The sequence below is a fragment of the Roseateles sp. NT4 genome, assembly GCF_051857475.1.
Classification (GTDB): domain Bacteria; phylum Pseudomonadota; class Gammaproteobacteria; order Burkholderiales; family Burkholderiaceae_C; genus Pelomonas.
In genome coordinates this window covers 422,307-448,040 of the sequence record NZ_JBPZGZ010000002.1, presented here as the reverse complement: position 1 = coordinate 448,040, position 25,734 = coordinate 422,307, and the positions used below count along the sequence as shown (strand labels likewise).

General features: G+C 63.4%; 30 protein-coding genes. 16 read left to right on the top strand and 14 right to left on the bottom strand.

Going from position 1 to position 25,734, the window contains the following annotated elements; genetic code table 11:
* Positions 1 to 19: 19 nt before the first annotated feature.
* Both ACS5PN_RS11680 and ACS5PN_RS11675 read right to left on the bottom strand, forming a co-directional pair.
* A complete protein-coding gene (locus ACS5PN_RS11680; protein ID WP_439464121.1) occupies positions 20 to 766 on the bottom strand; it encodes a hypothetical protein in 747 nt (248 codons plus the stop codon).
* 37 nt (positions 767 to 803) lie between these two features.
* Positions 804 to 1,265, bottom strand: a complete 462-nt coding sequence (locus tag ACS5PN_RS11675; RefSeq protein ID WP_439464120.1) for a hypothetical protein — start codon at positions 1,263 to 1,265, stop codon at positions 804 to 806.
* Between the two features lie 264 nt (positions 1,266 to 1,529).
* Between ACS5PN_RS11675 and ACS5PN_RS11670 the strand changes: the two genes are divergently transcribed.
* Positions 1,530 to 2,129, top strand: a complete 600-nt coding sequence (locus ACS5PN_RS11670; RefSeq protein ID WP_439464119.1) for a hypothetical protein — start codon at positions 1,530 to 1,532, stop codon at positions 2,127 to 2,129.
* Here the strand turns inward: ACS5PN_RS11670 and ACS5PN_RS11665 are convergent.
* The 9 genes from ACS5PN_RS11665 to ACS5PN_RS11625 all read right to left on the bottom strand — a co-directional run bounded on the left by ACS5PN_RS11665 (position 2,086) and on the right by ACS5PN_RS11625 (position 11,932).
* A complete protein-coding gene (locus ACS5PN_RS11665; protein ID WP_439464118.1) occupies positions 2,086 to 2,529 on the bottom strand; it encodes a hypothetical protein in 444 nt (147 codons plus the stop codon). The two genes, ACS5PN_RS11670 and ACS5PN_RS11665, sit on opposite strands and share 44 nt — an antisense overlap.
* Before the next feature lie 171 nt (positions 2,530 to 2,700).
* Positions 2,701 to 4,074 (bottom strand): hypothetical protein, encoded by a 1,374-nt coding sequence (locus ACS5PN_RS11660; RefSeq protein ID WP_439464117.1) that lies wholly within the window; start codon positions 4,072 to 4,074, stop codon positions 2,701 to 2,703.
* A 161-nt stretch (positions 4,075 to 4,235) separates the two neighbouring features.
* Positions 4,236 to 4,619 carry a hypothetical protein gene (locus ACS5PN_RS11655; RefSeq protein WP_439464116.1) on the bottom strand — a complete coding sequence of 128 codons (384 nt, stop codon included), beginning with the start codon at positions 4,617 to 4,619 and terminating at the stop codon, positions 4,236 to 4,238.
* Positions 4,620 to 4,683: 64 nt separating this feature from the next.
* Positions 4,684 to 6,123 carry a TniQ family protein gene (locus ACS5PN_RS11650; protein ID WP_439464115.1) on the bottom strand — a complete coding sequence of 480 codons (1,440 nt, stop codon included), beginning with the start codon at positions 6,121 to 6,123 and terminating at the stop codon, positions 4,684 to 4,686.
* A gap of 9 nt (positions 6,124 to 6,132) precedes the next feature.
* Positions 6,133 to 7,719: an ATP-binding protein gene (locus tag ACS5PN_RS11645; protein ID WP_439464114.1), complete on the bottom strand. Its 1,587-nt coding sequence runs from the start codon at positions 7,717 to 7,719 to the stop codon at positions 6,133 to 6,135.
* Positions 7,706 to 9,871, bottom strand: coding sequence for a Mu transposase C-terminal domain-containing protein (locus tag ACS5PN_RS11640; protein WP_439464113.1), 2,166 nt, complete (start codon positions 9,869 to 9,871; stop codon positions 7,706 to 7,708). The genes ACS5PN_RS11645 and ACS5PN_RS11640 overlap by 14 nt, the downstream gene beginning before the upstream one ends.
* 8 nt (positions 9,872 to 9,879) lie before the next feature.
* The gene (locus tag ACS5PN_RS11635; protein WP_439464112.1) at positions 9,880 to 10,719 is read right to left on the bottom strand and encodes a TnsA endonuclease N-terminal domain-containing protein; all 840 of its coding nucleotides are present in this window, start codon (positions 10,717 to 10,719) and stop codon (positions 9,880 to 9,882) included.
* Positions 10,720 to 10,748: 29 nt separating this feature from the next.
* A complete protein-coding gene (locus tag ACS5PN_RS11630) occupies positions 10,749 to 11,312 on the bottom strand; it encodes a hypothetical protein (protein WP_439464111.1) in 564 nt (187 codons plus the stop codon).
* A 53-nt stretch (positions 11,313 to 11,365) separates the two neighbouring features.
* Positions 11,366 to 11,932, bottom strand: a complete 567-nt coding sequence (locus ACS5PN_RS11625; RefSeq protein ID WP_439464110.1) for a hypothetical protein — start codon at positions 11,930 to 11,932, stop codon at positions 11,366 to 11,368.
* A 448-nt stretch (positions 11,933 to 12,380) separates the two neighbouring features.
* On the opposite strand from ACS5PN_RS11625, the gene ACS5PN_RS11620 reads away from it, so the two are divergent.
* The 3 genes from ACS5PN_RS11620 (at position 12,381) to ACS5PN_RS11610 (ending at position 13,957) form a co-directional block, all read left to right on the top strand.
* Entirely contained in the window at positions 12,381 to 12,698 is a 318-nt protein-coding gene (locus tag ACS5PN_RS11620) for a hypothetical protein (RefSeq protein ID WP_439464109.1), read from the top strand.
* A 254-nt stretch (positions 12,699 to 12,952) separates the two neighbouring features.
* Positions 12,953 to 13,387, top strand: coding sequence for a hypothetical protein (locus ACS5PN_RS11615; protein ID WP_439464108.1), 435 nt, complete (start codon positions 12,953 to 12,955; stop codon positions 13,385 to 13,387).
* 3 nt (positions 13,388 to 13,390) lie between these two features.
* Positions 13,391 to 13,957 carry an HAD domain-containing protein gene (locus ACS5PN_RS11610; RefSeq protein ID WP_439464107.1) on the top strand — a complete coding sequence of 189 codons (567 nt, stop codon included), beginning with the start codon at positions 13,391 to 13,393 and terminating at the stop codon, positions 13,955 to 13,957.
* Here the strand turns inward: ACS5PN_RS11610 and ACS5PN_RS11605 are convergent.
* Positions 13,954 to 14,211 (bottom strand): helix-turn-helix transcriptional regulator, encoded by a 258-nt coding sequence (locus tag ACS5PN_RS11605; protein WP_439464106.1) that lies wholly within the window; start codon positions 14,209 to 14,211, stop codon positions 13,954 to 13,956. The two genes, ACS5PN_RS11610 and ACS5PN_RS11605, sit on opposite strands and share 4 nt — an antisense overlap.
* Before the next feature lie 170 nt (positions 14,212 to 14,381).
* Between ACS5PN_RS11605 and ACS5PN_RS11600 the strand changes: the two genes are divergently transcribed.
* From ACS5PN_RS11600 to ACS5PN_RS11590, 3 genes are read left to right on the top strand one after another with little or no spacing between them, the layout of a single operon-like run.
* The gene (locus ACS5PN_RS11600; protein ID WP_439464105.1) at positions 14,382 to 15,164 is read left to right on the top strand and encodes a TIGR04255 family protein; all 783 of its coding nucleotides are present in this window, start codon (positions 14,382 to 14,384) and stop codon (positions 15,162 to 15,164) included.
* Positions 15,164 to 15,781 (top strand): hypothetical protein, encoded by a 618-nt coding sequence (locus tag ACS5PN_RS11595; protein WP_439464104.1) that lies wholly within the window; start codon positions 15,164 to 15,166, stop codon positions 15,779 to 15,781. Before ACS5PN_RS11600 ends, ACS5PN_RS11595 begins: the two co-directional genes overlap by 1 nt.
* Before the next feature lie 6 nt (positions 15,782 to 15,787).
* Positions 15,788 to 16,642 (top strand): hypothetical protein, encoded by an 855-nt coding sequence (locus ACS5PN_RS11590; RefSeq protein ID WP_439464103.1) that lies wholly within the window; start codon positions 15,788 to 15,790, stop codon positions 16,640 to 16,642.
* A gap of 558 nt (positions 16,643 to 17,200) precedes the next feature.
* On the opposite strand, the gene ACS5PN_RS11585 is transcribed toward ACS5PN_RS11590, so the two are convergent.
* Both ACS5PN_RS11585 and ACS5PN_RS11580 read right to left on the bottom strand, forming a co-directional pair.
* Positions 17,201 to 18,355 (bottom strand): PIN domain-containing protein, encoded by a 1,155-nt coding sequence (locus ACS5PN_RS11585; RefSeq protein ID WP_439464102.1) that lies wholly within the window; start codon positions 18,353 to 18,355, stop codon positions 17,201 to 17,203.
* Between the two features lie 58 nt (positions 18,356 to 18,413).
* Positions 18,414 to 18,980: a DUF2939 domain-containing protein gene (locus ACS5PN_RS11580; RefSeq protein ID WP_439464101.1), complete on the bottom strand. Its 567-nt coding sequence runs from the start codon at positions 18,978 to 18,980 to the stop codon at positions 18,414 to 18,416.
* A gap of 309 nt (positions 18,981 to 19,289) precedes the next feature.
* On the opposite strand from ACS5PN_RS11580, the gene ACS5PN_RS11575 reads away from it, so the two are divergent.
* The 9 genes from ACS5PN_RS11575 (at position 19,290) to ACS5PN_RS11535 (ending at position 25,734) form a co-directional block, all read left to right on the top strand.
* Positions 19,290 to 19,613 carry an ArsR/SmtB family transcription factor gene (locus tag ACS5PN_RS11575; RefSeq protein WP_439464100.1) on the top strand — a complete coding sequence of 108 codons (324 nt, stop codon included), beginning with the start codon at positions 19,290 to 19,292 and terminating at the stop codon, positions 19,611 to 19,613.
* Positions 19,614 to 19,625: 12 nt separating this feature from the next.
* Complete coding sequence (locus ACS5PN_RS11570) at positions 19,626 to 20,120, top strand: arsenate reductase ArsC (protein WP_439464099.1); 495 nt, start codon at positions 19,626 to 19,628, stop codon at positions 20,118 to 20,120.
* 8 nt (positions 20,121 to 20,128) lie between these two features.
* On the top strand, positions 20,129 to 20,632 hold the full coding sequence (locus tag ACS5PN_RS11565) for an arsenate reductase ArsC (RefSeq protein WP_439464098.1): 504 nt from the start codon (positions 20,129 to 20,131) through the stop codon (positions 20,630 to 20,632).
* Between the two features lies 1 nt (position 20,633).
* Positions 20,634 to 21,338 carry an aquaporin gene (locus ACS5PN_RS11560; protein WP_439464097.1) on the top strand — a complete coding sequence of 235 codons (705 nt, stop codon included), beginning with the start codon at positions 20,634 to 20,636 and terminating at the stop codon, positions 21,336 to 21,338.
* Complete coding sequence (gene arsH / locus ACS5PN_RS11555; protein ID WP_439464096.1) at positions 21,331 to 22,062, top strand: arsenical resistance protein ArsH; 732 nt, start codon at positions 21,331 to 21,333, stop codon at positions 22,060 to 22,062. Before ACS5PN_RS11560 ends, arsH begins: the two co-directional genes overlap by 8 nt.
* A gap of 81 nt (positions 22,063 to 22,143) precedes the next feature.
* Positions 22,144 to 22,476, top strand: a complete 333-nt coding sequence (locus ACS5PN_RS11550) for an ArsR/SmtB family transcription factor (RefSeq protein ID WP_439464095.1) — start codon at positions 22,144 to 22,146, stop codon at positions 22,474 to 22,476.
* A gap of 25 nt (positions 22,477 to 22,501) precedes the next feature.
* A complete protein-coding gene (locus ACS5PN_RS11545) occupies positions 22,502 to 23,989 on the top strand; it encodes an NAD(P)-binding domain-containing protein (protein ID WP_439464094.1) in 1,488 nt (495 codons plus the stop codon).
* Positions 23,990 to 24,007: 18 nt separating this feature from the next.
* A complete protein-coding gene (locus tag ACS5PN_RS11540; RefSeq protein WP_439464093.1) occupies positions 24,008 to 25,204 on the top strand; it encodes an MFS transporter in 1,197 nt (398 codons plus the stop codon).
* Positions 25,201 to 25,734 carry an arsinothricin resistance N-acetyltransferase ArsN1 family B gene (locus tag ACS5PN_RS11535; RefSeq protein ID WP_439464092.1) on the top strand — a complete coding sequence of 178 codons (534 nt, stop codon included), beginning with the start codon at positions 25,201 to 25,203 and terminating at the stop codon, positions 25,732 to 25,734. The genes ACS5PN_RS11540 and ACS5PN_RS11535 overlap by 4 nt, the downstream gene beginning before the upstream one ends.

Below are 25,734 nucleotides of genomic sequence, written 5' to 3'. Positions count from 1 at the left end.
TGCCCGCCTGGCGGGCCCCTTATGCCGGCGCGGAATAGTCCTTTGTCTCGTCCTTCCGGTCCATGATTCGTTTGAACGTGTTGTCCCTGAAGGCGCCGTACCACGCGGAGAACTGCTTCCTATCGGCCGGTGGCGCAAGCTTCTCGTCCAGCGGCTCGCCGTTTGTCACGAAGTTTCCGTTGACCAGCAGATGCACAACCCTCAGCCGGACCTTTTCCTGTTCGGGTGTGTAGAGCTGGCTCCAGTACGAGCTGAAACTGGCTCTGATGAAGTGCAGCGCGACGACGTGGTTCTGCGTGGAGAGCTTCAGCAGCTCAAAGAGCGTGCCCTCTTCCGGATAGTGCGTGTCGATGACCTCGATGATTACGCTGGGCCAACGCATGGACGGAGCAAAGGCGTCGCCCGTTGCAAGTCTCCCGCACAGGTCCGGTTGGATATAGCGCCCATAGCCCACCGGGATTCGAGTGCCTCGCGTGTCAGACCACCACGAATATTGGCCGGCAGCAACGTCCAGCAGCACTTGGCCGTCTGCGGTGCGGACCTCTCCGTCGAACGTGGGGGTGCAGACTACAAGGCCGCGCTCTACGACCTTCCTAATCAGGAAATTTATGCACCTCTTGTGCAGGTCAGAACGAACCTTTGGCTCATCGACCGGCTTCTCAAATGCGCTTACTCGAAATCGCTGGAAGTAGGGACTCGTTGGATGCCTGACAGGGAAGACCTGCTCTTGTATGGGCCCGACTCTCCACAGCACGTCGGCCTTCATTTGCCGGTGTTTCCATTCGATAGCGATGTCAGACTCGCTATATGTTCTGCCCGACTCTCCCTTTGCTGGCATCGTCGCCGTCTTGCTGTTTACCTAACGGTCGAGTGTATGGGACGCCATAGTGCCAATCGCTGAACGTCCAGTACGAGATTGACTCGAAATCGGAGCGACATGGGGCAGCGCTCCATCCAGCGGCGATGTGCGTCGCGACGTCGCAGTCGATTTCTAGAATCGGCTCGCAGCCCTCGATGAGCGCACGCACGTAAGACGCACTGCGCGCGTCCGCAAGCACCAGGTCATAGAGCATCGCCAATGAGCGCGGGGAAGCCTCGGCGCGCGAAGTCAAGTAGGTCCGCACGCTTCGAACGCCGAGCCAACAAAAAATGAGCAGAAGAAGGCCGCCGACCGCTGCGCTCACCGCCGGCCATTGCGCGAGCTGTATGCGGCCGTCCGCAAGAAGGAGGGCCACCAGGGCGACCGGCAGCAGGCAGGCGCTCAAGGCGACCAGGTCACGACGTCCACGTCGGACTTCGAGGCGGCGACGAAATGCCTGGAATTTCACCCAAGACAGGCGAGGCCCGCTTCGGAGCACGAGGGGCTCGAGCCGGGAATTGAGCGTAGGCAGGTCGGCGAAAAGGTGCGAGTACAGCATTGCCGGTATAGCGACGCCGCCGAAGGTAGTCGTCTACCGACGACTGCTCGGACCACTAAGGGCCATCGCTACGATGGACGGCAAAGGGCTGTGTCAACGAGGAGCTGAAACGTGCACCCCGCGTTAGTCGAAGAGTTCAAAAGCGTCGATGCCGTCATCGCTTCGGACGCGCGCACGGCCGGCGTGGACGCCTTCGCCCTGTCACTGCTCAAGGTAGAGCGCCAGGCGCGAAGGTTCGTCACCTACCTTGTCTTCCAGTACCCATGCTTCGGCCGGTCGGACGTCCCCGCGCTCCGCAAAACTCTTTCGGACAGCAAGAAGGTGTACTTTGAGGGCATCCTGCGCGGCTTCGATGCGCTGTACCCCCAACCACTTGAGGCCCTCATAGGCGCCGAGTATGCGCACCTCAAGGCCCGTGTCGACGAAGCTGAGCTACATCGCAACAAGCTCTTCCACGGGCAGCTCACTGAGGAGTCGCTGAGCCGTGCGCAGTTACTCGAATTCGTCGTAGACATGCGCCGCTGGTGCGAGCTGCTTTGCGACGCAGGGCAGCAGGAGCTCGGATATGCTGGTTTCGGCAGCAGCTCGTTCACCAAGTCGCCAGAGCTGACGATGAGCGCCAGCTTCCGCATTCAAATGCAGGGGCTTGCCGACTACGACGCATTCATCAAGACCGTCCTTCGTCGCCCACAGGGCCAGCAGGCTCAGTGACCGACCCCTCGATGGTCGCGGGCGCCGGTGCCCAGCCCAGCTCCCGCGTGATGGCAATTCGAAAAGGTGTCTGAACGTCGGCCGGCGCAGCGCACATGTACTCGCGGGCCCGCGCCAGCGTCTCGGCGTCGAGCTCTCGGAGATAGGCAAGCACCGCTTCGACGTCAGCTGGAACCTCGTCGACAACCCCACGGAACTTTGGGCGCAACGCCGTCCAGACGACCGCGTCAAACCCGCTTGTCGCTGCCCACTCCGCGATGGCCGCCGCGCCGACCGAATACTTGGGTGCGGGACCTGGCCAGAGACCGATGGACTCGACGCCACTGCCCTCGCGTCCAGCAAGCGCCTCCTGGGCCTGCTCGGCGCTTGCATACGACAGCTCAACGAACTGCGTTGGCATCAACGCGGCTCCTTCGACGAGCACAAGCGTCAGGCGCCCGTCCCGCGAAGTCCGTGCGAACTCGATGGGCAGTTCCGGGCCGCCGGACGTCCACGGCCCGGCGCAGTGCAGAACACCCGGCTTCCCAATGAGGGAGCCCCAGCCAATACAACCAATCCTCATGCGCAGAGCTTACCGGGCCGCATCATCCCTATCGTGCCTCCCGCCGGCCGGCATAGCCCGCACCTCATCCAGGCCGTCCACGCCCTTGGCGTCAAGCACCCGCAGCATCGCTGCGACCTTGGGTGTCGGCACTCGCTGACCACTCTCCCACCCCATGACGCTCGCGGCAGAGACGCGCAGTACCGAAGCCAACTCCTTCGTGGTCATGTTCAGCCGCTGAATCCGCAAGGCGCGAATCTGGTCGGCCGCTGGGGCCAGGGGTGCCACCCCAGAGCGTGCTGCACGCGTCTTGCGTGCATTCGCGGGGCCGCCCCTTGCCTTGACGAGATGCGCACGCACTGGCTCCCACGTGCCCGCGGCCATCAGGCGGCTGAAGTACCCCTCAACCACCATCTTTTCCTTCGTTGAGGCCGTCACTGACCGCCAGGTCGCCCCGGTGGACCGCTTGAGCAGGATGAGGTCAACCTTGCTGCGAGCACTGGCCTCGTGCAGCTGCAACCTCCTCGGGTGCTTGAACAGCATGCCGCGCACCGCCTGCCATTCCTCGTCCGTCAGCGGCGTGCTGAAACGGTCATCGCGGATATCTGCGTCGTAGCCCAGGTCCTGCGGTCCCCTGGGTGCTGCCTTGACCCAACTGCTCTTGCGCCTCTCGGGGGAGATTTCCTCCACCTCGCGGATGACAAACCGGCCGGGCACCTTGCCCGCTGCATGGACCTCGGGCGACTCCAGCGGCTCGATGGCGGCAATCGAGATGCGCGTTGCCAACAGCGAGTCCGCGCCAAGCTCATGGCCCACGAAGGACAACAACACGCGGGCCTGGGCAAGCTCGATATCGAAGCGCCCGTCCAGCGCGTGCCGCAGCACGCTGGCCTGCATCCTCCTGGCGCTGGGATAGGTGCATGACCAAAGAATCGCCGCGGCCAACTCGGGAATGTCGTCGAGCGTGCGCTTCTTCCGACCCCCGACGAAGCTGGGGCGAAGCTCACCGCGCTCTTCGACCAAGTAGGACATCAGCTGATAGCCGGCAGGGCTGAACATCGCAGCCCGCTGCTGTCGGTAGGTGCCGACGAGGGCCTGGATGAGGGTCTGCGAAGTGACGAAGACCTTGCGCTTGCCAGCTGTGAGCAGCCAGAAGGACTGGATGCGAGCCACTTCCGACGGGATGCCTGCCAGTTCGGCAATGCCCGCGGCACTGTCCGCGTCCAGGCGCTTGAAGTCCGCGAGGGCGCATTCGGTGTATCGCGAGTACCGACCCCTGGCGTCGACCAGGAGAGAAGCGTCCTCAGCGCCCACATCGCGCAGATTGCCGTTGTTCCACTCGAACAGGCGCGGTGCCGCCCCGGTGTTTCGAATTCCTACTATCCAACCCATGTCCAGCTCCATGCCACCGCTGACGCAGCGAGCAAGGAGCAAGAGGCCAGGGATGGCGTCTTGTTGAAAATCGCGATGGACGGCGCTGCGGCCTTGGCCGACGGTGCCGTCAATGCATCGCCAAAGAAGAACCGGCCCTCTGTTGGAAGGCCGGTTGAAGGTGAGGAAGTGCCTCAGATGTCGAGGTTGTAGCGCTCGGATATCTGTGCCCAGTACTTGTCGGTGATTTCGTTCGGCTCGGCGAACCTAAGCTCACCGAGCGCCAGTGCCTCCCAGTGAGTCAGAAGGTCCGGGTCGTGCTTCTGCAAGTTCCGCAGCCGAACCAATTGGCTCGGGTCCCAGAGTTCATCGAGGATGGGAAGCGCGTACTTCTCGATGAGTGCTTGGTTGCCGCTCAGCACGGCCTGCACCATGCCCTCCATGTGGGCGGATTTGTCGAAGTCAATGCGGCATTTCTTCCGCAGTTGCACGATGAGGGCGAACCGCGTCTTCACGGTGATGCGCAAGGAGAAGGTCACCTTGGGCTCAGCTTTCACCTTCTTGCGTTTCAGGGTCATGGGGAGCGTTCACGAAGTTGTCCTGCTTCGTGTAGTCACCGCTCGACGCGACTCTGAAGGCGTACTACGCCCGGCCTGCTTCCCAGACTTTGACCAGCGCCGCCCACTGCTCTGGGAACGGCCGGCCTGCTAAGCCTGCGAACGCCGCCTCCAACGCCGCCGGCGGGACACGGCCATCGAACCAGAACGCCGGATACCAGAGCCGATGGCCCTTGTACGCAGTCGCCAAGATGCGCCCCTTGCGGTGAAGCACGGGCAGCTCACGCGGGGACATGCCCAGCTTCGACGCAGCCTCCTCGCCGCTGATGAGGTGGCCCCCGTCAATGAGGCCACTTCTGTTGGCAACCATGCCACCCTGGCCAGGCACGGGCAACATCTGGCGCGCCAGCGGCCGGCATGCGTTCCTAGACGTGCGAAAAGCATCCACGGCGCGCTGCAGGCGCGGAAGCGACGACTTCTTGTGCCGGTAGATGCCCCAGCACCCGGCGTCCTTCAACAGCGTCGCCACGGCGGCGCGCTGCCCCCGCTTCGCATAGCCATCCGCGACCTGCCTAAAAGCCGCGGCGAGCGTCTTGTCCTCATCGCTCCGCGACCGCGCGACCATCCCTCTCGGTTTGTGACTGAGGTCAACGGCTGGCGCCGCCAGGAACTGTTCCATCAGGATGTGCTTCAGCGTTCCCGAAGGTGCCTTCAACCGCGCCTGCAGCAGCATCGCCGGCCAGCTGCCGTTGCCCTCTGGGATGAGGTCGCACGCGGCCAGACCAGCCTTTCCAAGGACCGCAGCCACATGCGCGTTCAACCGGCCGATGTCCACGTCACGCTCTGGCTTCAGCCAGCCACGCTCGACGGCGATGTCCCGGTAGTAGGAAATTGGCAACGCCACCGGCTGGTCCAGGCCGCGCCGCGCGAACTCGGCCACGCGAGCGGCTACCTCTCGCCAGAGGTCTCCGATATTGCCCGCAACACAGGGTCTACCTTGGCAGTTCTGCGGAAGGTCGTAGCTGATGCCCTTGCCGGCGATGGACAGCTTCGTTGACACCAGCGTGTCGCCATGGACATGGCAGACGAGGCTGCCTGGTAGCTGGTGGGACAAGCGCCAATACGACTCGCCCTTGGTGCGCAGGTCATCGGCCACGCAGGCTCGGCAGAAGCGCCGGTGTGGGAGGCCCTGGATGGCACTGCGGATGACAGCGCCCAGCGCCTGTCCGCCATGGACGTCGCCGAGAGCGCCATCGACAGCACGCTCCCAAACCTCCCGCTCAGAGAACGCCGTGGCGAACGTCAGCACCGTATGGCCCGCGAGCAGGGCTCTTGGCCCCATGTTGAAGAGGTTGGCCAGGTGGACCAGCGGCGTGAAGCCTAAGAAGGACGCCCCGAAAAGGCGGTCCTCGCCGGTCCACCCGGAGTTGAGCACCTGGCCCATCGGCAGCAGGTAGTGGCGGCATCCTCGAACGAGCGCACTCGAGACGAGTTCGTCTGGGTGCGGACGGTCGAGGAGCAGCATCGGCGAGGCTTAGACCGCGTCGTGCTCAGCCGCGAGAGCGCCAGCTTCGACCAGCCTCTTGTGTACGGCGCCTTCCGCGCCGTCACCCTTCAGGGCGTCGGAGAGTTTGACGAGCCTCCCTGGGGCGGCAAGGTCTGCGGCCTGGGGGGACTGCGCCTCCTTCGCCTTCCTCTTCGCTGCAGCTTCGGCCTGGCGCTTGCGCTGATAGTTCTTCTCGTTCATCTCCGCCGCTACCGCGGCGTAGGTCGGGCCAGCGCGCAGCTCCACCGGTGCGATGTCGAGATGATTTAGCAGCTTCTCCGGGTCCTGCTCCTCGTGGGCCTTGAGAGCCTCGCGCACGGCCTTGAACTGCAGCTTGAAGGTCTCCCGCACGAGCTCCTCGGTCAGCTCTTCGACGCCTTCGTTGATGGCCCTACGCTGCGCTGAGGCGAAGAGCTTGACGACGATGTCCGGATTGCCTTGGGTGAGCTCGAAGAACAGGTCAGCGCGTTCATTGCTCAGCTTCACGGGCTTGCGCACCCACTGGAACTTCCAGAGCTTGCGCAGTAGCGCCTCGAACTCGTTTGGCTTGCGCACGTCGCCGCTGCGCTCGAGGAAGCCCCAGTTCTCCATGCCGTGACCGACCGACCGGCGCTCCTTCGAGAAGCGTCCGTACATCACGTCGTGCAGCTCGTTGGTCCCCACGAGCACCAGTGGAACGCCGAGCTTGTTCGACGCGGCAATCAGCAACTGAATCAGGGGCGTCTCGTGCTCCGGCGCCAGTTGCTCGTGCTTTGCCTCGGTCGGACGCACCTTGCGCTTGAGCTGCTCCTCCGTCGGCTTCTCCTTCTGTGACTCGTCGGCAAGGAGGAGTCCCACGCCATGCGTGTGCAGCAGGGCGGCCGCGTCGTAGATGCGCTCGAGAGCGTTCTTGCGCGACACGTTTCGCAGATACTTCTCTGCATAGCCGGCAAAGGGCAGACGTCGATGAAGCGCGTCGATGATTGCTGTGGCCAGCCCATGCTCGGTTTTGCCACCAGGCGGCATCTCGATGAGCAGCACCGGCACCTGCCACATAGAGTCATGGACGATGACGTCAGGCACCAGGCCGGCAATCAGCTTCAGCGTGGTGGTCTTCCCGCATCCCGAGGCGCCGATGAAGGCAGTCGACAGCTCCGCACCGGAATCCCGGGAGCGAAGCGCGGTGACTGATTTGGCGTCCGGTAGGTCCTGGAACTTGAGCCCGCGCTTCTTCGCCTCGTAGAAGCGTTGCATCGTTTCCCGGTGCTCTGGAAGGAACGGCTCGCGGCCTACGTAGCCTTCCATCATCAGGTCCATCAGCGCGCGGGCCAGAACTGTGGTTCGAGGCAAGGCGACCGCACACCGCCCAAGTCGACCGATGTACGTGCTTCGAACGGCGTCTGGATGGTCTCGCTCCGACTCATCGAACCTAGGCAGCGCCTCCAGCGCCTCAATCAGCTCTTCATTGGTCAGGTAGAACGGCAGCCCCGCGATAAGCGGGTTGCCGTGATATTCAGGGTTCGGGTGGTCTTCGTAGACCGCGTCCACATATCGAAAGGCCAGCGGCGGCCGAGAGCTGCGGTCACTCGAGGTCATCGTCGTTTCCTTCAAAGAGTTTGTTGAGCACGGTGGCCTTCACGCCGACGGGCGCTGCGGCGAATTCGGGGGCGCAGACCACGCTGACTTCCTCCTCAGGAGCGGATACGGCAGGAGGTGTCGGCGTTGCCGTCGGCATGGCTGACGAGGGCACCGGGTCGTCGTCCGTCGGCGCCGGCAGAGCCTGTGCCACTGAGCGGTCAGCGCGCGTGTTGACGGCGCGAGCGGCCGGACCCTTGGTCTTGCTGCGGACTGCCGGCTTGCCTTTGGTCGTCAGGCCCTCGCGCTCGTCCGCCACGGCCTTGTTCAGGCGCAGAGTCAGGTTGGCGTCCTCACCCTCCTTGTCGTTGCACTTGCCATGGGTCGTCAGGCTGGCAACCTCGGCGCGGGTGTAGCCCTTGAACTGACCGGAGAAGTCCGTCAGCTCCGCCAGGAAGTAGCGCGAGGGGTTGAACTTGTCGATGACATAGATGCTGTCGACCAGGCCTGGGTTGTGACGCACCTGGACTTCGAAGACGCCGCGCTTGGCGGCCTGCGTGAACCAGTCGCGCTTGAGCGCCTCGGGGGCCGAGTAGAAGCAGTCACCGAAGCTGATGCCGTCTTGTGTCACCGACGCGGTGTCGGTCAGCAGCAGGTTGAAGCGCACGTCCTGTTCGTCGTAGTGCGACAGCAGGCCCATGTGGGTGCGGACGCTACGCGTGAAGACCTCGCGAGGGATGGGCTGGTAGCCGGCGCGAATCTCAGCGGCCGGCAGCTTGTAGGTAGTGTGGACCTTGCGGTTGTGGTCGATGACGATGCGCAGCATCTGGTTGCGCAGCTGGTCAAGGTTCATCTTCGCGTCGCGGTAGTACTTCTTGCCGCGGCGAATCTTGGTGTTGCGAGCAGGCTCATAGCCGGCGCGCAGGCGCTTCATCGGCACGTGCACGAGCTTGAACGTGCACTCGACCAGACCCTTGCCGGCAGACCACAGAGCACGTGCGTTGGTGACCGACGTGTGCAGGCCGTCGGCGATGGAGTCGCTGGAGTGGCTGACCATCTCGCCGCGGTCGGCGAAGAAGCGCTGGGGCATCAGCCCATGCGCCGGCCAATCCGCCTCGTCATAGGGAATCTTGGCGCGGCGGCAGAGTTCGCGCTTGTCCGCAAAGATGGACAGCACCGCCTGCGTCGCTCCGGCCCACGAGGGCGCGTCAAGCGAGACGTAGAAGCCCACGATAAGGCGGCTGAAACGGTCGACGACCAGATACATCGTCGCCTTGCCAATGATGGTGCGGCCGTCCTCGCGGGCCACCAGCCATACGTCCACCTGCGACGCGTCGATTTCGTAGACGTCGCCGGCGCCCTGGCAGTCCTGCAGCACATGGCCAATGGTGGGCGCGAAGTTGTTGTCGTAGTCCGCGACGCTGTGGCGTGCGGAATGGCGCTCGGAGTCCGTGAGCTCAGCTTCCAGAACCGACCGCAGTTGGCGCTCGGTTGGGCGCTCGCCCAGCGGCATTGGCCGGACCACGCCATCCGGGTCGACGTAGCTGTAGTGCTTCAAGATGAATTTGTCATGCACCTCCTGCAGCGAAACCGTCGAGTCCTCGAGGTAGACGCTGCGCACCATCGCCGCGGCCTTGCTGCGCAGCTGCTTGGTCCAGACGTAGGGCTCGTAGTCCGCGTACAGAGGCTTGCGGCCACGCGGCTTGCCATCGTGGACACTGCGGCCGCACTTGTGGAGGTCCGGGGTCATTGCCTCCGGGGTCATCCCGCCTTGCCAGGCCATGCGTAGCAGCTGACGGACGTGCAAGGCGCTGACGCCGTGCTCCGCGGCGATTTCGTCCACTGCGGCCTGGCGGGTCTCGCGGCTGTAAAGGCGGCTGTCGCGCACGCGGCTGCCGACGATGTTCCACCGTGCGGCGCGGAGTTGCAGCGCTGCATCAGACAGCTTGGTCGGCGCTGCAAGGGCTACCTCGCCCTTCGGTTGAACGCCTGCCACCCGCACCCACTTCTGGGCCTTCGCGGCGGCTTCCATCTCGTGCGCTTGCCAGACCTGCGGGTTGGCGGACTTAGACAGCGTGTCGATGGTCACAACCTGGCCGGTATCCGGCAGCATGTCGATGACGCGCAGCTGCCGGTCGTCGCCGGCTTTCAGCAGAGTGCGAATGGGGTACATGTAGCTCCTTAGGCCGCCTGGAGGCGGTAATGCGCGGCCTCCGGCAGAAGAGAGGCCACCGAGGCGAGGTGAATGGGGCCGCCGGACAGGTTCGGCGTCAGTTCGTGGTTCCAGAGAAGGACCTGCATGACGCGCAGGCTCGTCCCAGGCAGAAGGCCGTGGGTCACGTCGAATGCAGCGCAGTAGTCCTTGACCTGAATGCGGGGCTGTTTCGCGTGGATGTCGACGAGCATCCGCGCCGGCAGCTCATCGAAGATGCCGTGCACGCTCATGACCTCCAGCGGTTTGCGCGCGCCTGCCCGTATCCACTCCAGGTTGCGGATGACCTGGCGGTCAAACGTCTCGTCGGTGACGATGCTGTGCTTCCAGCCGCGGTGCTCGCAGTACAACCGGTGGATGGACAGCTTCTCGAGGACGCGCTCTTCCAACAGCGCCGTCGAGTCCTTGGCGTCAAAGGCTTCGCGATACAGGTTCCCCTGGTCATCGCGGCGCACGACGACCGAGTCGAGGGTCATGACGAAGGGAACCTTGGTGCCGATGAACACTGAGTGCTTGATGCCCAGCACCTTGGCGAAGGCAAGGGTGTGCTCGCGCTCCATGGCGCGCTGCTCCTGAAAGTCCACGAAGTTCTTGCCGTACTCGGCCTTCAGGAACAGCGCTCGCTCAATGTTCGAGAACAGGTTGTGCACACGCCCCGTCTTCACGCTGTAGATGCGGTGCGAGTTGCCCTGCGAGCTGAACGTGTGCACCGTCTCCCAGGGCTTGTACGACGGGCCTTCGCCCGAGCCAAAGCCGGCGCGGATGCGTTGGCGGATATCCCTCTCTTGAACCTTCTTCCGTCTTGGCATGAAGTCTCCTATTGCGGTCGGTTATGGAGTTAGTGCTTTTCGCCGTCGTACGTGGCTTCCAGCGCGAGTTGCTCTTCAAACGCCAGCTCGAGTTCAATCTCGGCTCCGATGGCGCGGTCGTCGCTCGCTGAAAGTGCGTCTCGCCACTCTGCGAGTCCTTCAAGGCAGCTCTTCAGTGCCAGTGCGTTCGGCACCTTGGCTCCCATCTCGTCTGCGTCGAGGTATGAGCGGTCGCCGGTGTAGTTCATCTCCAGCGCCACGGTCTGCATCGCCACATGGCAGTCGCCGACCTTGTCGAAAAGCCACTGGACTTCTTCCAGCGTCAACGTGTTGGGCTTCAAGGTCACCTTGACGTCGGCGTCACCCCAGGGGCACATCGGCGACGACCACCATTTCTCGATGGCCCAGCTGAGCATCGACTTCAGCGGCCAGATGTCATGTTGAAACTCGACACGGAAGCAGTAGGTCCGGCCTTCGGTGCCCGCAGCTGTTGGCTCGGGCAAGCGGTGCTCGGCGTAAAACTCGTCCTGCCGCTGGAGTGTGAGGTCGCTGACGGCTGGTTGGTTGCTGGTGGCGTCGATGGCTTTGGTCATGTCGGTGCTCTCTTCGTGTTCTTGGCGTTGGACGGCGCTGAAGGACGTGTTGCTCATCGCAGGAAGCCGTCGTCGAGGTAGGTCAGGCGGATGCAGTTCATGCAGATGCGCAGGTGGCGTTCGAAGCCATCGGGGTCCTGCTCTGGCGACGGGACATTGCGGACCGCCACGGCGAGGTGAGCGCGGTCGAGCTTGGGCGTCACGCTCCTCACCAGTGCCGGCATCTGGAACATGTCCAGGTATCGGTGGACCTGCTCGGCAAAGGCGGTCAGCAGTGCGGCCCGCGGAGGGCGTGCTGCCAGTTGGGCTTGGGCCTCATTCAGTTGGAGACAGTGGGCGCCGGCGGCAAGCTGGAAGAAGTTCTCGAGGAGCCAGCAGAACTCCGGCAACTCGATGGTGTTCGGACGAAGCGTCAGCCGCAGCGTGAAGCTGTCCGGCGACGTGTTGGTCAGGTGCAGGTCTTGGCCTGCGCGGCCGATGAAGGTGGCGAACTGCCAGACTTCATAGCGCGATGCGAGCTCGACGGTAAACGTGCGGTGCTCGGTGTCTTGCCGTGGCGCGTTGGCGCGGCGGGCGAGGAAATAGTCGTGTTCCGTTCTTTGCGACGGGTTCGAATTCATTGGTCTTGCTCGGTGTTGGGATTGCGCTGTGGGACTGCAGCGATTGATGTGTTGTCTCGTCCCGATTTGTCTTCTTGTTATTGGTGACGCCCGGGGAGGGCATCGGACGCACGATGGCGTCGCCAGGCGGGGAGCCCGGGCCGCTCGACCTCACGGTCACCGGCGGTGCGGTTGGCAGTGCCTTACCTCCGGAGACGAACCCGGGGGCGGCATGCGTTTGGCAGGTTTAAAGAACAGGGCCTTTGTGGGCAGTGATGTAATTCTAAAGAGAGCAATACAGTAGTGCAATAGAAGGCGTTACATTTATGCCGAATCAGGCCATCGACACGGAGAACACAACATGCCCAAGAAAGCTGAGGGAGGCCCCAGGAACTCCGTCTTCAGCGTCCGCCTCCCGGCGAAGTCGCGCTTCGGCATCGAGCTCATCTCGCGCCGGCTGAGGGTGCCCATGACCGACGTCATCGTCGAAGCCATTGCCGATGCACTGAGCTCGGAGAACAGCGGCCTTTTCGTCCACCTGCCGGGTGAGGACTTGCCCGTCTACTTGCTGGCAAGGGTTTGGGATGAGCGTGAGAGCGTGCGCCTGGTCAAACTTGCCCTCGTGCAGCCGCACCTGCTCAATGGGGCGGAAGAGGCGCTGTGGGCGCGCATACGGGCCGAGCCGCGCTATTGGGACAGCAATGCGAAGAAGGGCAGCCTGACCATCGGCGACCTGCGGGCAGACCGGCTGGAGGCCGACTGGCCCGCGTTGAACGAAGCCCCGTAACGGACGGCGCCTCGGCCACAGTCACGGACGCAAAAAATGGGGGAGCGCAAAAGCGTCTCCCCCTGAACAACACAAGTGCTTGAACTTTCGTTCCACCGAGCAACTGTGGCTTCGTATAGGCATCGAACCCCTCGCCCTGAAAACGCGTCCGCACTTTCAGCGCTGAAAGTCTGAAAGGAGCCGCCGTCGGGCGCGGCACTTCCCTCTTTCCGATACCTCGGTCAGAATCGGCTTGCTAACAAAAGACAGCAAGCATGTTCGTCACCTTCCAAGGGCTCGAGGGTCGTGTTCCCGCTCAGGCTCTGAACTCCGGCTTTCAATACTGGGGTGCAACGGTCTTACCGAAAGCGGTGCCGTGGTACCTCGCGAACATCCGTCGCCGCACGACAGCTCGGCAGGAGACGGTCTTCGTGGCCTGCGAGTCGATGCTCGTGGAACTGCTCAACGACCTTGAAGGCGACGCTGTCGTCAGCCTCATGCGCTTCGATGCCGATGACGCGAGCAGCGACTGGAAGATTGCGCGGGTCGAAGAGGTCTGGTGGGACTGCATGCTCGCCGAGGGCGAGCGGCTGTTCTTCAAGCTGTCCGGCGAGACGACGCTGCGGGACGCACACCTGCGGGCCACCGCGGCGAGTGCGAAAGGCTGGATGTTGGCCAAGATTGGACGGGCGCCCCTGCTTGCGGCGTGACCCATGCTGGGCAATCTCCCCTCGCCCCTCCACGTCGTGTATCTGGGCATCAGCGGCGTGCTGCATCCCAGCAGGACGCTCTATGAAGCCCTGGTTGAATGCCTTCCTGAAGAGGGCGGGCACGAGGACTACGAGGCCACGCCCATCCTCGCGCAGGCGCTCAGAGGGTGGCCAAACGCGCGCATCGTCCTCACGTCGACCCGGCCTTGGAAAGAAGGTCTGTTCTCGGTGCTCACCGACCTAGGCCCCGAAGTCGCCAGCCGAGTCCTCGGGTTCACATACGCCGACCTCACCGCCAAGGCGAAGCTCGGTCCTCGCGGGCAGCCGCTCGGCAATGCCGACTACTGGCGGTACTCGAAAGCGGAAATCGTTCGCCTGCACGTGGGCTGTATGCGCCCAGATGCTTGGATTGCGGTCGATGACGACACCCTGCTATGGACCGAAGCTGAGCGTCGTCAGCACTTCGTCCAGGTAGATGGGCGCAAGGGCCTGCTCGACCCCGTGGCGCAAGACCGCCTCATCACGAAGCTGTGGGGCAACTTCGGTGAACCCCAGCGCCTAGCTGGCTAGTCCGGTGTGTGGCGGCCGTATCGGCGCTGGACCCGACCGGCAAGTTCTTCAAGCGTCAGGTCGAGCCCATAGGCGAGCCGGAACAGGACGCTCAAGGTCGGCTGTTTCCGCCCTACTTCCATGAGCGAGATGTAGGGGCGGTCCAGGCCGCTCTTATCCGACAGGTCCTCTTGTGTGCTGCTCAGTTCGGCGCGGCGAGCCTTGATTTCGGCCGCCAGCGCATCGACAAGGCCGGGAATGGAGCTTGGTTTCATCTCCGGCAGGAGTGTTCAGTTGCTGCTGTCTTTTGACACGTGTCAATTGACAGCAGGCGAACCGAAGGTTGCCGTCAAGCTTTTGTAAATCCCGGACCAAGACGGTCGAAACGTAAACAAGCTGAGCTATATTGTCAACCGAACTGTAAACCGCCGTCACGGGAGTAGCGATGGGCACGCCACTAAAAAATCCGCCGGTGTACTTCACCCTTGCCCAGGTGAGATTCAACCCGCTACTCAAGCTGCAGGACTTTCTTCCGCCCATCCAAGAGCAGATGCGGAAGGCTGGATACCCGGACTTCAGCACCCAAACCTCCTTCGTTTTGCAGTTCAGCCTCGATGGGAAGTCAGCGCCGACGCCAATCCCACGTGAGCGCTTCACGTTCGGCTCAGCTGACCGCAAGCACGCGTTCGTTCTGGACCAAGACTCCCTTACGCTGCAGTCCACCCAATACGGCCGGTTCGAGGAATTCAGCAAAGCCTTCACCAAAGGCCTGGCAGTGGTCCACGAGGCCGTCCAGCTGGCCTTCGTTGAGCGGGTGGGGCTTCGGTACTTGGACCGTGTCGTTCCGTTCGCTGAAGACGCCTTGGAGGCCTACTTGCACCCCGAAGTTCTTGGGCTCAGTGCCAGGCTCAAGGGGGCTGTCATGCAGTCGTACTCGGAAACGCTTTCCCAAGTCGACAACATAGTGCTGCGGTCACGGGTCGTGATTCAAGAAGGGGGGTTGTCATTCCCGCCTGACCTATCACCTGGTGAGATGACGTTCGACCCGAGCCCGGTGGTGACCTTCGCTGGACGACACGCTATCCTCGACAACGATGGCGTCATTTCAGATAGGTCGGATTTCGACCTGACCGCCATCAACAAGCAACTCGATGCAATCCACGTGGTCATCGGGGACTCATTTCGAGCGTCTGCGACTGAACATGCTTTCAAGGTCTGGAGCCAGTGATGCCGGGCGCTGCTGAAGCGTACGCAAACCTTTTTCAAACAGTCCCCGCCGTCTACCTGCGAGTGGTGGTGGAGGAGCGCCCGCCGACTCAGTTCCGGATTGGCGACGTGGGCACCGGTGGCCTTGCCAGCGAGACGTTCTTCCGTCTGCGCCATGGCTACAAGCCGTTCCCTCTCGAGGAGCGCGTGGAAGAGCCTTCGGCTGGCCCCTGGGCCGACAGGATGGCGGAGGTCAAGCAGGGATTCGGCCGCACGATGAGCCGGCTCCCCGAAGTCTTCGGCGTGTCTCGCCAGACCCTGTACAACTGGCTCGCCGGCGAGACGCCCAAGGAAGTGCATCAGCAGCGGCTGCGTCAGCTCGCTGCAGCTGCGGCCGTATTCACTGAACAGGGTTTCAAGCCGACCGCAGTGATGCTGGACAAGACCGTGTCCGCCGGGAAATCGCTGCTTGCCCTCCTGCGCGATGGCGCTGACGGCGCAGAGGTTGCTCAAAAGCTCATCCGTCTGGAGAAGCGAACTGCCGAGTCACGCGGCAAGCTCGACATGTTGCTGGCCGGCCATTCCGCGCGTCCGCAAGTGGGCGACATGGGCACCCCTGCCTTCAGCGAGGACGTCTGACCATCAATGCCGCAGGCCGCCCCCGAGTGGACGCGCGATACGCCATGGCGCCAAGGCCACGCGTTGTCCTCGGAGGCCGCCGCTGCATTTGGCCTTGAGCACCATTCCCACCCCGGTGACACGCTGGTCATCGTCATCAGCCACGACTGTGACCTAGCCAACGACAACCTCGAAGTCGAGCCAGAAGTCGAAGTCATCGTCGGGCGAGCGATACCCAAGCCTGACGGGAACTTCGCGTGGGGCAAGACGCCGAAAACGCTGCACCTCGAGGTGGCATGCGACGGCGCGCAAGCGTTCGTTGAACTCCAAGCTCGTCGGAAGGTGGCGCTGCCAAAAGCGGAACTGGCAGCGTTTGCGCCACGAGAAGATTTCGCGCTCGAACCCACCGGACTGGCGGTGCTGCGCAGCTGGCTGGGCTCACGCTACAACCGAGCTGCATTTCCTGACGCATTCAACAGGCGCCTAGAGGCGACCGGCTTCGCTAAGCGACTGGCAAAAATTCTTGCAGCGCACGGCGAGCTCATCTCGTTTGTCTACTTCGACTTGGCCGGGGGCGACCAGCAAGAACTCCCTGACGGCATGCCCTACGAGCTGACCATCGTGCTGGTCTATCAGCCAGGTGACGAACCTCTCGACACAGCGGATGCGGTCGATGACGTCGCCGACAAAGTCAGCGAAGCTGCAGAAGAGAAGCTATCTGGGCAGAGCGGGCAGCCGGCCGAACTCGTAAATTTCAAAAGCTGCTTCGCCGTGTCAGAGCAGGACATCCCGGTAAGTCGGGCAAGGCTGCTGATGCACTGGCGGCTCGAGCACGTCACCCTGAAGGCCGACGACGACGACCTGGCTCCGGTTCAGTTCTGACCTTAGACCGTGGCTCCCTGAGACCTAGTCTGCTGCTCCCTGTGAGGTTAGACCGCGGCTCCCCGTGCCCTGCTGTTGCGCCCTCGGCCTAGACAGTGGCTCCCCGGGACTTAGCCTGTGGCTCCCGCCGACTTAGACGGCACCTCCCTGAGACCTAGTCTCCGTCTCCCTGCCGACTTCCGTCGGTCGAACGTAAGTCCCTTCTACAGCTCCACATCTCGCGCCCTTAGTCGTCGCCGGCCTTGCAGAAAAGAGAAAACAGAGAAAAGAGAAGGCGGCGGCACGCGCGCGTGGATGAGAAAGCAGCGCCTCGGTACGCCGCCAATCAGCGCGTAGCGCGACACGAATTGCAAGGCCGCGGCGCGCCAGAAGAACGACGACGCTGGCCAGGTCGTGAAAAGGCGAAGTACTACTGCCGCGCTGTCTCGGAGAGGTGCCCTTGCAAGTCCGCCTATGAACTGGCCGTAGTCGCCGGCGATAGGCGTGACGCGGTAGAACGCGCCGGTACTTCACGCTTGCCCGTGCCCATCGGCTTCGCCGTCAGCGTGCCTGGCATGGCTAGTCGTCGCTCCCGAAGTCCTGCTCGACCTCAAGGTCGCCCACCGAATAGCTGCCACTGGCCAAATCGGTTTCTATGCTCCACGCAGCAGGCTCCGAATCGAGCTGCACGTCCGAGCATGTCAGGAACGCCTTCAGCTCAAGCTCCGTCTCGTGGGTGACGCTCTCGTTCCCAAAACTGAGCTCTTCTCTGTCGATGGAGTCCCAGATGAAGAAGTCCACTGAGATGTGCACGCTTGCCTTTACGTGTGCTGTGACCTCGACAATCCACGTAGTCCTGTCTTCCGCCGTAGCCCAAACCTTGGTTTGGTCCTCAGGAACTTCATAGCCAGACATGTCGACGGCGTAGACCTCCGCCTCGACCCGGCCCGAGCTTGAGAAAACCTCGCTGACGTCCCAATCGGCCTCGGTCACGTGCTCGCGAAGCTCCTCGGCCAGCTGAGCGCGGAGCGGTGAAGCCGGGTTGGATATGGCCTGCTCAATCTTGGCCCTCAGCGCCTGAGCATGCGCATTTGTGGCGACAAAAAGCTCGGCCAACTCGTCTACGGACTTGACCGCGTAAAGGTGTTCGGAGCCCTCGGCGAAGGCCGCCCAGCCCCCGTCCCCGGAGGCGATGATTCCGGTCGTGTCGTTCTGGATGGCGTGCTGCTCGAGTAGCAGCAGCGACGTCGCATCGGGAAACTCAGACTTCTTGTCGCGACGTTTGCCGAACGGTGCCTTGTCGCCGAAGTAGAGGCCGAAGATTTCAGCTGTCAACGACTCGCCCTGAATCGGAAGCACCGCACCCCTGCAGCGCGCGGCATAGGCTTCGATTTGGTCGCGGAAGTAGGCTGCCGCGGCGCGGCCAACCTGCGGCTCAGCGAAGCTATGGTCTAAGGGTTCGAGAGGCGTCTTCGCGAGCCGCTTCAAGTCACTGGATGCACCCGTCAGCTTGTCGACCGCCTCCGTGACCGGCTGCATGCGATGGCGCACGATTTCCTGCGCCACCACCTCGCTCATGAACAGCTTCATCCATGGTGGCAGCTGGTTCGGCAGTTGGTGCAGCGCACCCTCCTCGAAGTTGTAGCCAGCGGCCTGAATCAAGTCAGTGTCGATGGAGAAGAACGAGACCTCCCCATTCCAGAGCTGTTCGACGGTTGGTTTTCCTTGGGGCATGAACGCGATGCGGATGCTGGTTGCAGGATGCCACGAGCCGAGTCAGTGACCGATGCGGCTATTGCGCCTCCGGTAGCCGAATTTCAGTCAGCTTCCAGCGCGCAAACCCGGTCCGTTCAAGGACGAAGCCGACGCGCTGGTTCTCGGACTGACCCGGCTTGCCGCCATACGCAATCAGCTTGTCCACGTTCTTGCGCTCTGACGTCCACCTCACCTTGTCGGCCTCGTCAACGGCGACGGCGGAGGCGGCCGCTTCCGGTGACCGCTTTGGCATCACCTTGCCCTGCTGCATCGCCCGCATTACCGTATCTGGCCTCACGAACGCGTCGACCATCTTGTCGACGAGGGCTACCGCAAACATGCTGCCCAGCGCCGCGCCTGCCTTGGCGTATTCGTTCTTTGGCTCAGGGTCAGACGCCATCTTGTCCGTGAGTCGGCTGCTGAATTGGCCCTTCAGATTTTCGCGCAACCGCGGATAGTCGACATAGTCATTGAAGGCGTCCGCATCCCCGGCTCTAGCTGCCTCGCGCATCTGGTGCATTGCCAGGAACGGCGACCAGTACCAGTAGGCGCCAACGGCCAGAACCGCGACGACGATGGCGGCTCGCAAGGTATTCGATTTCATGGGCTCCTCCGCTGCTCTTGTGGCGAGCGCTTCCCAGACGCGCCGCGTGAGCTTACGAGGCGTGGCTCGGGCAGCAATGAGGACTGACACGGAGGTCGAGCCGATGGCGCTGCCGATAGCTCATCAACGGAAGTCCCTGCTCGGCATCGACTCGGCGAGCTGCCCCAACATCGGCGTCAGGTCTCGCGCCTTCTTTACGGCCAAGGGCATGACGCCGTCCTGGGACTGACAAGTGCGTTGTCGGCTGGAGCGGCCCCTTCGAAAAAGACGGCGCTTGCAATCATTCATGAATTCCATAAAAATGGAATCATGGAAGAAAACGAAGTGGTCAAGGCGCTATCAGCGCTCGCCCAGCCCCTGCGGCTGCAAGTGTTCCGTGCCCTGGTTGTCGTGGGGGACGCCGGTCTCACCCCGGGCGCCATCCATGAAGCCCTGGGAACTCCGCCGGCCACTTTGTCCTTTCACCTTAAGGAGTTGGTCAACGCTGGCCTGGTTACCCAGGAGCGCGCAAGCCGCAACCTCATCTACCGCGCCAACTACGACCGCATGAATGGACTTCTGGGCTACCTGACCGAGAACTGCTGTCAGGGCGCCGCGTGTGCCGTGGAATCCAACGCCTCCTGCGCCTGCTGACCTGGAAACACCATGCTCGACAACACCTTCAACGTGCTCTTCATCTGCACGGGCAACTCGGCTCGCTCCATCATGGCCGAGGGCCTGATGAACAGCCTGGGCGACCGGCGCTTCAAGGCTTACTCCGCTGGCAGCCGCCCGACCGGCATCGTCAATCCGCTGGCGCTTCAGACGCTGGCTTCTCTGCACATCCCGACCGAGGGGTTTCGTAGCAAGGGCTGGGATGAGTTCGCCGTTGCGGGCTCGCCCATCATGGACTTCGTGTTCACCGTCTGTGACTCAGCTGCCGGCGAAGTCTGCCCCGTCTGGCCTGGCCAACCGATGACCGCGCATTGGGGCGTGCCTGACCCGGCTGCCGTGGAAGGCAGCGACGCCGCAAAGCTCCAGGCGTTCCGGGACGTTGCCATCACCCTCAAGCGCCGCATCGAGCTGTTGATGGCGCTTCCCCTCACGAAGCTGGAGCCGCTCGCCATCCAGCATGAAATCAAACAAATCGGTACTCGCTGAGTCGCTCCATGACCACCCACGTCCTCATCCTCTGCACCCACAACTCCGCCCGCAGCGTCCTAAGCGAGGGGATGCTCAACCACTGGGCTCAGAAGCTCGGCAAGGACGTGCATGCTCACAGCGCTGGTAGCGCCCCAAGCGGTCGCATCAATCCCTTCGCCGTCGAGGCACTGCAGAACGCCGGCATTGACACTAGCGCCTACCGTAGCAAGAGCTGGGACGAGTTCACGACCCCAGAGGCTGCACCGCTGTCCATCGTCATCACCGTCTGCGACAGCGCAGCCGCTGAGCAGTGCCCGGTCTTCTTTGGTGGCAATGGCCAACCGGTCAAGGTCCACTGGGGCTATCCGGACCCGTCGAACGCCGAGGGTGGTGATGAAGGCAAGCGCCGCGCGTTCGAGCTGACCCGCCAGGCTATTGGCTATCGCATGCTGCAGCTGCTGCAGCTGCCGCTGGAAACAATGACCAAGGCGGAGCTGCAAACCGCATTGACCGCCATCTCCGCGACCTGACATGACCGCAGCACCGCAGAAGCTCTTGGCCGAGCTGCTTGGCACGGCCCTGTTGCTCGCCGTCGTCATTGGTTCGGGAATCATGGCCGAGCGCCTTTCCGCCGGCAATGTCGCCATCGCATTGCTGGCAAACACGCTCGCCACCGCCGGCGGCCTCTATATCCTCATCGAGGTCTTTGGCCCCATCAGCGGAGCCCACTTCAATCCCGCCGTGTCGCTGGTGATGGCGATGCGCGGAGAGCTCCCCAAGGGGTTGCTGGTGCCGTACGTCGCGATGCAGCTGCTGGGCGCAATGCTTGGCGCTTGGCTGGCTCACGCGATGTTCGACATGACCATCCTGCAGTTCTCGACGAAGTTGCGGACTGGCACTGGTCAATGGATTGCGGAGGGCGTTGCGACTTTCGGGCTGCTGCTGGTCATCCTGCGGGCACCGGCCGGCCGGGCCTCTGCCATGGTCGCCGCCTATATCGGTGCTGCGTACTGGTTCACTGCCTCGACGTCGTTCGCCAACCCAGCGGCAGTGTTCGGTCGCATGTTCAGCGACAGCTTCGCGGGCATCGCGCCCGTCAGTGCCCCCGCCTTCGTCGTCGCCCAACTTGTCGGCGCCGCCGTCGCTGTGGGCGTGCATCAGCTCCTTCAGCCCAAGACTGTCGGCACCCCGGTTGTGGCGACGGAGAACGCGCCGTCAAGGACAAGTCATGTCTGACCTGCTGTTCCCCGATGCCACCTTCCCGGCGCTGAATGCGGAACTGTTCGATGTGCCGACCCAAGAGCGGCTCACCGGTCCGGCTCCATCGCAGCACCGGCCACGCTTTCTGCTTCTCTACGGGTCGCTGCGCGAGCGGTCTTACAGCCGGCTGCTGACCTTCGAAGCCGCGCGGCTGCTTGAAGCGATGGGCGGTGAAGTGCGCGTCTTCGACCCCACCGGTCTTCCACTGCCGGATGGCGCACCCGACAGTCATCCGAAGGTCCAGGAGCTGCGCCAGTTGGCCGCCTGGTCCGAAGGCATGGTCTGGTGCTCGCCAGAGCGGCATGGCGCCATGACCGGCGTCATGAAGTCTCAGATTGACTGGATTCCTCTGTCCTCCGGCGCTGTTCGCCCGACACAAGGGAAGACGCTCGCGGTGATGCAGGTGTCCGGCGGCTCCCAGTCGTTCAACGCGGTGAACCAAATGCGCGTGCTTGGGCGTTGGATGCGAATGCTGACCATCCCGAACCAGTCCTCGGTAGCGAAGGCATTCGCGGAGTTCACCGAAGAGGGCCGGATGAAGCCATCGTCCTTCTATGACCGGGTAGTCGACGTCATGGAAGAGCTGTTCAAGTTCACATTGCTCACCCGCGACCTGGGGCCCTACCTGGTCGACCGCTACAGCGAGCGCAAAGAGAGCGCTGAAGAACTGTCCAAGCGCGTGAACCAACGGGCCATCTAGGCCTTCCGTCTCAGCTATTGCCGCTTGACCCGCCCTGTCCTTGCTTCTACGATAAATCGAGTTTTCCCGATATTACGATTTATGGTCTCCAAATCCGAAGTCATCGTTGCGCTCGCCGCACTGGCCCACCCCGCGAGGCTTGATGTGTTCCGCTCGCTCGTTCAAGCCGGCCGGGAAGGCGCCACGCCCACCGACCTTGGAAAGTCCGTCGAGCCAGAACTGCCCCAGAGCACCTTGGCGACGCACCTGAAGGAGCTTGTCGCAGCAGGCCTGGTGAACAACGAGCGTGTCGGTCGCAACGTCGTCTACCGCGCCGCCTACGACCGCATGGACGGCGTCATCGGCTTCCTCACTGAAAACTGCTGCAAAGGCTTGCCCGCTGTCGAGACGGCTGGGGCTAGCTCCTGCTGCTGACCACCCTCAACTGTCGGAGTACCACATGTCGACTTCTATCTCTGAACTACCCGTGGCCGTCCTCGGCGCCGGCCCCATCGGCCTGGCCGCAGCGGCCAAGCTTATTGAACGCAAGCTGCCGTTCTTCATCCTCGAGGCCGGTGACGCAGTTGGGGCAAACTTGCTCGACTACGGCCACGTGCGCCTGTTCTCTCCCTGGCAGTACAACGTCGACCCAACCATGGCGAAGCTGCTGGAACCCACCGGATGGACGCATCCGCCGCTCACGGAATTGCCGCTGGCAGGCGAGGTGGCTGAGCGCGTGCTGCAGCCCTTCGCCGAGCTGCCGGAAGTCGCCAAGGTCCTGCATCTGCGCACCAAGGTGCTTCACGTGTCTCGTGAAGGCTTCGACAAGGTCAAGAGCAAGGGACGTGAGGCCGCGCCGTTTGTCATCAGGACGGTTCACGACGGCAGGCCCTTCGAGTTGCGAGCTCGCGCCGTCATCGACAGCACCGGCACCTGGAACACTGCCAATCCCGTGGGCGCCAGCGGCCTGCCCGCCATCGGCGAGCGGGAAGCCGCCGGCCACATCTTCTACGGCATCCCGGACATCCTGCGTCGACATCGCCCTCGGTATGAAGGCAAGAAGGTGCTGGTCGTCGGCGCGGGACACAGCGCAGCGAACTCGCTTCTGCTGCTGGCCGACCTGGCGAAACAGACTCCGGCGACCAAGCTGGTCTGGAGCGTTCGGACGCCCGTGCTGACCCGCGTGTTCGGCGGCGGCAGTGCAGATGCGCTTCCCGCTCGTGGGGCCCTGGGTTCGTCCCTGCGTCGGCTCCGGGACACCGGCGCGCTTGAATTCAACGCGGGCCTGCGCATCACCGAAATCTCCCAGGAGGGCGGAAAGCTGCTGGTCTCCGGCGTCGACCGCGATGGTCAGCCCAAGCACATCGACGGCGTGGATGAAATCATCTGTGCGACCGGCCAGCGCCCCGACCTCGCCCTGACCAGCGAACTTCGGGTCAAGCTGGACCCATGGCTTGAGTCGACGGAAGCCCTGGGCCCGCTCATCGACCCCAACGAACACAGCTGTGGCACGGTTCGTCCACACGGCCACCGCGAGCTGGCGCACCCGGAGCCGGGCCTGTACACCGTTGGCGTCAAGAGCTACGGACGCGCGCCTACCTTCCTGATGGCCACTGGCTTCGAGCAGGCCCGCTCTGTCGTCGCAGCACTCGCTGGTGACATTGAGGCTGCGGACCGCGTGGAGCTGGACCTACCGGAAACCGGCGTGTGCAGCTCGAGCGGCAGCGCGACAGATGGTGCTGAAGGCGGCTCGTGCTGCGGAGTCAGTGCGGCTGAAGTCGCAGCACTACCGCTACCAACGGTCAAGAAGGGCTGTGGGTCGTCGGCCAAGCAGCCGGCGCCGGCTGCATCGTGCTGCGGCGGCCCGCCCAAGGTTGATGAGTCGGCTTGCTGCGTCAAAGACGAAACTGCCAAAGCTGCCGGCGCCCAAGGCTGCGGCTGCAACTGACCGCCCTCTAACAGCACCATGTCGCTAGGGCGCTCTGGAACCATCTCCGCTCTGGGAACGGCCCAGACCTTGGCCTGGGCGTCCTCGTACTACCTGCCGGCCATGCTCGCGGCGCCAATGGCAAGAGACCTGGGCGTCTCGACGCCGACGGTGTTCGCTGCCTTCTCGGTGGCACTTATCGTGTCGGCGCTGCTCGGGCCCAAGGCGGGCGCTGCCATCGACCGACTTGGTGGCCGGCCGGTGCTGATGGGCACAAGTCTGGTGTTCGCCACAGGACTCGCTGGGCTCGGCCTGGCGCAAGGACCTGTCGGACTCTTCGCGGCGTGGGTTGTGCTCGGCACTGGGATGGGCAGCGGGCTCTACGAAGCCGCGTTTGCAGCGTTGGTGCGGCTGTACGGGAAAGACTCGCGGGGCACCATCACCGGCATCACCCTCATCGCGGGATTTGCCAGCACGGTCGGCTGGCCACTGTCCACCTTCCTGGAAGCGCACATCGGCTGGCGAGGCACCTGCTTCACGTGGGCGGGACTGCATCTCCTGCTGGGCTTGCCGTTGAATGCGCTCCTACCTCGCGCGCAGGCGGTTGAGCACGAGACCAACCCCGCCGCTCCGTCGGGCCCGGACAACCCCGGCAGCGCAGCATCCCTTCGCTCGACGCTGGCGCTGTCGTTTGTCTTTGCCGCCACCTGGTTCATCAGCACGGCGATGGCGGCGCACCTGCCTCGGCTGCTGCAAGCCACTGGTGTTTCGCTCGCAGGCGCAGTCCTTGTTGGTGCGCTGATTGGGCCTTCGCAGGTTGCTGCCCGGGTTCTGGAGTTCGGCTTGCTTCGCAAGGTGCACCCGTTGTTGTCGGCCCGGCTTGCCGCTGCGATGCATCCGCTGGGCGTGCTGCTGTTTGTCGTCATTGGCGCGCCAGCAGCGGCGTTGTTCGGCGTCCTCCATGGCGCCGGCAACGGCATCCTGACCATCGCCAAAGGGACGCTGCCGCTGGTCATCTTCGGGCCGCGAGGCTATGGTCACCGGCAAGGGCTGCTGATGGTCCCAGCTCGAGTGGCCCAGGCCTTGGCGCCGTGGCTGTTTGGCATCGCGCTCGACCGTTGGGGGAGCGGTGCGCTGGCGGTCTCGGCGACCGTGGGCGCGCTGGCGGTCTTGGCGTTGTTTCTGCTCCCGAGCATCCCCTCTGCCGTCACCGCAAAAGCACAACCCGCCTCATGAACATCCGTCCCGCCACCGTCGAAGACGCCCAGGCCATCGCCGACATCTACGAACCTATCGTGCGAGACACCACCATCTCCTTCGAGCTCGAGGTGCCGACCGTGGCCGAGATGCGCGCCCGCATCGAAAAGACGCTGCAGGACCTCCCGTGGCTAGTCAGCGAGGACGCCAGCGGTCGGGTGAACGGCTACGTCTATGCCAGCAAGCACCGCGAGCGTGCCGCGTATCAATGGTCGGTCGACACCACGGCCTACATCCGTGAGGACGCGCGTGGGCAAGGAGTAGGCAAGTCACTCTATCGAGAGCTGAGCCGCATCCTGGTCGACCTAGGCTACTGCCAGGCCTTCGCGGGCATCGCCCTTCCGAACCCGGCCAGCGTGGCGCTTCATGAATCCGTGGGTTACCGGCCGTTGGGCGTCTACCGCAAGGTCGGCTTCAAACACGGGCATTGGCACGACGTAGGTTGGTGGCAATGTGAGCTCCAGTCCGTCGCGCAGCCGACCGCGCCGGCACGGTTTCGCACGGTCTGA

Bases quoted from the DNA above. Each gene is read 5' to 3' on its own strand.
- ACS5PN_RS11680 (WP_439464121.1), bottom strand. From the start codon at position 766: ATGAAGGCCGACGTGCTGTGGAGAGTCGGGCCCATACAAGAGCAGGTC.
- ACS5PN_RS11640 (WP_439464113.1), bottom strand. From the start codon at position 9,871: ATGTACCCCATTCGCACTCTGCTGAAAGCCGGCGACGACCGGCAGCTG.
- ACS5PN_RS11605 (WP_439464106.1), bottom strand. From the start codon at position 14,211: ATGAAACCAAGCTCCATTCCCGGCCTTGTCGATGCGCTGGCGGCCGAA.
- ACS5PN_RS11565 (WP_439464098.1), top strand. From the start codon at position 20,129: ATGACCACCCACGTCCTCATCCTCTGCACCCACAACTCCGCCCGCAGC.
- ACS5PN_RS11650 (WP_439464115.1), bottom strand. From the start codon at position 6,123: ATGCTGCTCCTCGACCGTCCGCACCCAGACGAACTCGTCTCGAGTGCG.
- ACS5PN_RS11610 (WP_439464107.1), top strand. From the start codon at position 13,391: ATGCTGGGCAATCTCCCCTCGCCCCTCCACGTCGTGTATCTGGGCATC.
- ACS5PN_RS11615 (WP_439464108.1), top strand. From the start codon at position 12,953: ATGTTCGTCACCTTCCAAGGGCTCGAGGGTCGTGTTCCCGCTCAGGCT.
- ACS5PN_RS11590 (WP_439464103.1), top strand. From the start codon at position 15,788: ATGCCGCAGGCCGCCCCCGAGTGGACGCGCGATACGCCATGGCGCCAA.
- ACS5PN_RS11630 (WP_439464111.1), bottom strand. From the start codon at position 11,312: ATGACCAAAGCCATCGACGCCACCAGCAACCAACCAGCCGTCAGCGAC.
- ACS5PN_RS11575 (WP_439464100.1), top strand. From the start codon at position 19,290: ATGGAAGAAAACGAAGTGGTCAAGGCGCTATCAGCGCTCGCCCAGCCC.
- ACS5PN_RS11620 (WP_439464109.1), top strand. From the start codon at position 12,381: ATGACCGACGTCATCGTCGAAGCCATTGCCGATGCACTGAGCTCGGAG.
- ACS5PN_RS11580 (WP_439464101.1), bottom strand. From the start codon at position 18,980: ATGAAATCGAATACCTTGCGAGCCGCCATCGTCGTCGCGGTTCTGGCC.
- ACS5PN_RS11550 (WP_439464095.1), top strand. From the start codon at position 22,144: ATGGTCTCCAAATCCGAAGTCATCGTTGCGCTCGCCGCACTGGCCCAC.
- ACS5PN_RS11655 (WP_439464116.1), bottom strand. From the start codon at position 4,619: ATGACCCTGAAACGCAAGAAGGTGAAAGCTGAGCCCAAGGTGACCTTC.
- ACS5PN_RS11545 (WP_439464094.1), top strand. From the start codon at position 22,502: ATGTCGACTTCTATCTCTGAACTACCCGTGGCCGTCCTCGGCGCCGGC.
- ACS5PN_RS11570 (WP_439464099.1), top strand. From the start codon at position 19,626: ATGCTCGACAACACCTTCAACGTGCTCTTCATCTGCACGGGCAACTCG.
- ACS5PN_RS11635 (WP_439464112.1), bottom strand. From the start codon at position 10,719: ATGCCAAGACGGAAGAAGGTTCAAGAGAGGGATATCCGCCAACGCATC.
- arsH (WP_439464096.1), top strand. From the start codon at position 21,331: ATGTCTGACCTGCTGTTCCCCGATGCCACCTTCCCGGCGCTGAATGCG.
- ACS5PN_RS11560 (WP_439464097.1), top strand. From the start codon at position 20,634: ATGACCGCAGCACCGCAGAAGCTCTTGGCCGAGCTGCTTGGCACGGCC.
- ACS5PN_RS11600 (WP_439464105.1), top strand. From the start codon at position 14,382: ATGGGCACGCCACTAAAAAATCCGCCGGTGTACTTCACCCTTGCCCAG.
- ACS5PN_RS11585 (WP_439464102.1), bottom strand. From the start codon at position 18,355: ATGCCCCAAGGAAAACCAACCGTCGAACAGCTCTGGAATGGGGAGGTC.
- ACS5PN_RS11645 (WP_439464114.1), bottom strand. From the start codon at position 7,719: ATGACCTCGAGTGACCGCAGCTCTCGGCCGCCGCTGGCCTTTCGATAT.
- ACS5PN_RS11535 (WP_439464092.1), top strand. From the start codon at position 25,201: ATGAACATCCGTCCCGCCACCGTCGAAGACGCCCAGGCCATCGCCGAC.
- ACS5PN_RS11625 (WP_439464110.1), bottom strand. From the start codon at position 11,932: ATGAATTCGAACCCGTCGCAAAGAACGGAACACGACTATTTCCTCGCC.
- ACS5PN_RS11660 (WP_439464117.1), bottom strand. From the start codon at position 4,074: ATGGAGCTGGACATGGGTTGGATAGTAGGAATTCGAAACACCGGGGCG.
- ACS5PN_RS11540 (WP_439464093.1), top strand. From the start codon at position 24,008: ATGTCGCTAGGGCGCTCTGGAACCATCTCCGCTCTGGGAACGGCCCAG.
- ACS5PN_RS11665 (WP_439464118.1), bottom strand. From the start codon at position 2,529: ATGCCAACGCAGTTCGTTGAGCTGTCGTATGCAAGCGCCGAGCAGGCC.
- ACS5PN_RS11595 (WP_439464104.1), top strand. From the start codon at position 15,164: ATGCCGGGCGCTGCTGAAGCGTACGCAAACCTTTTTCAAACAGTCCCC.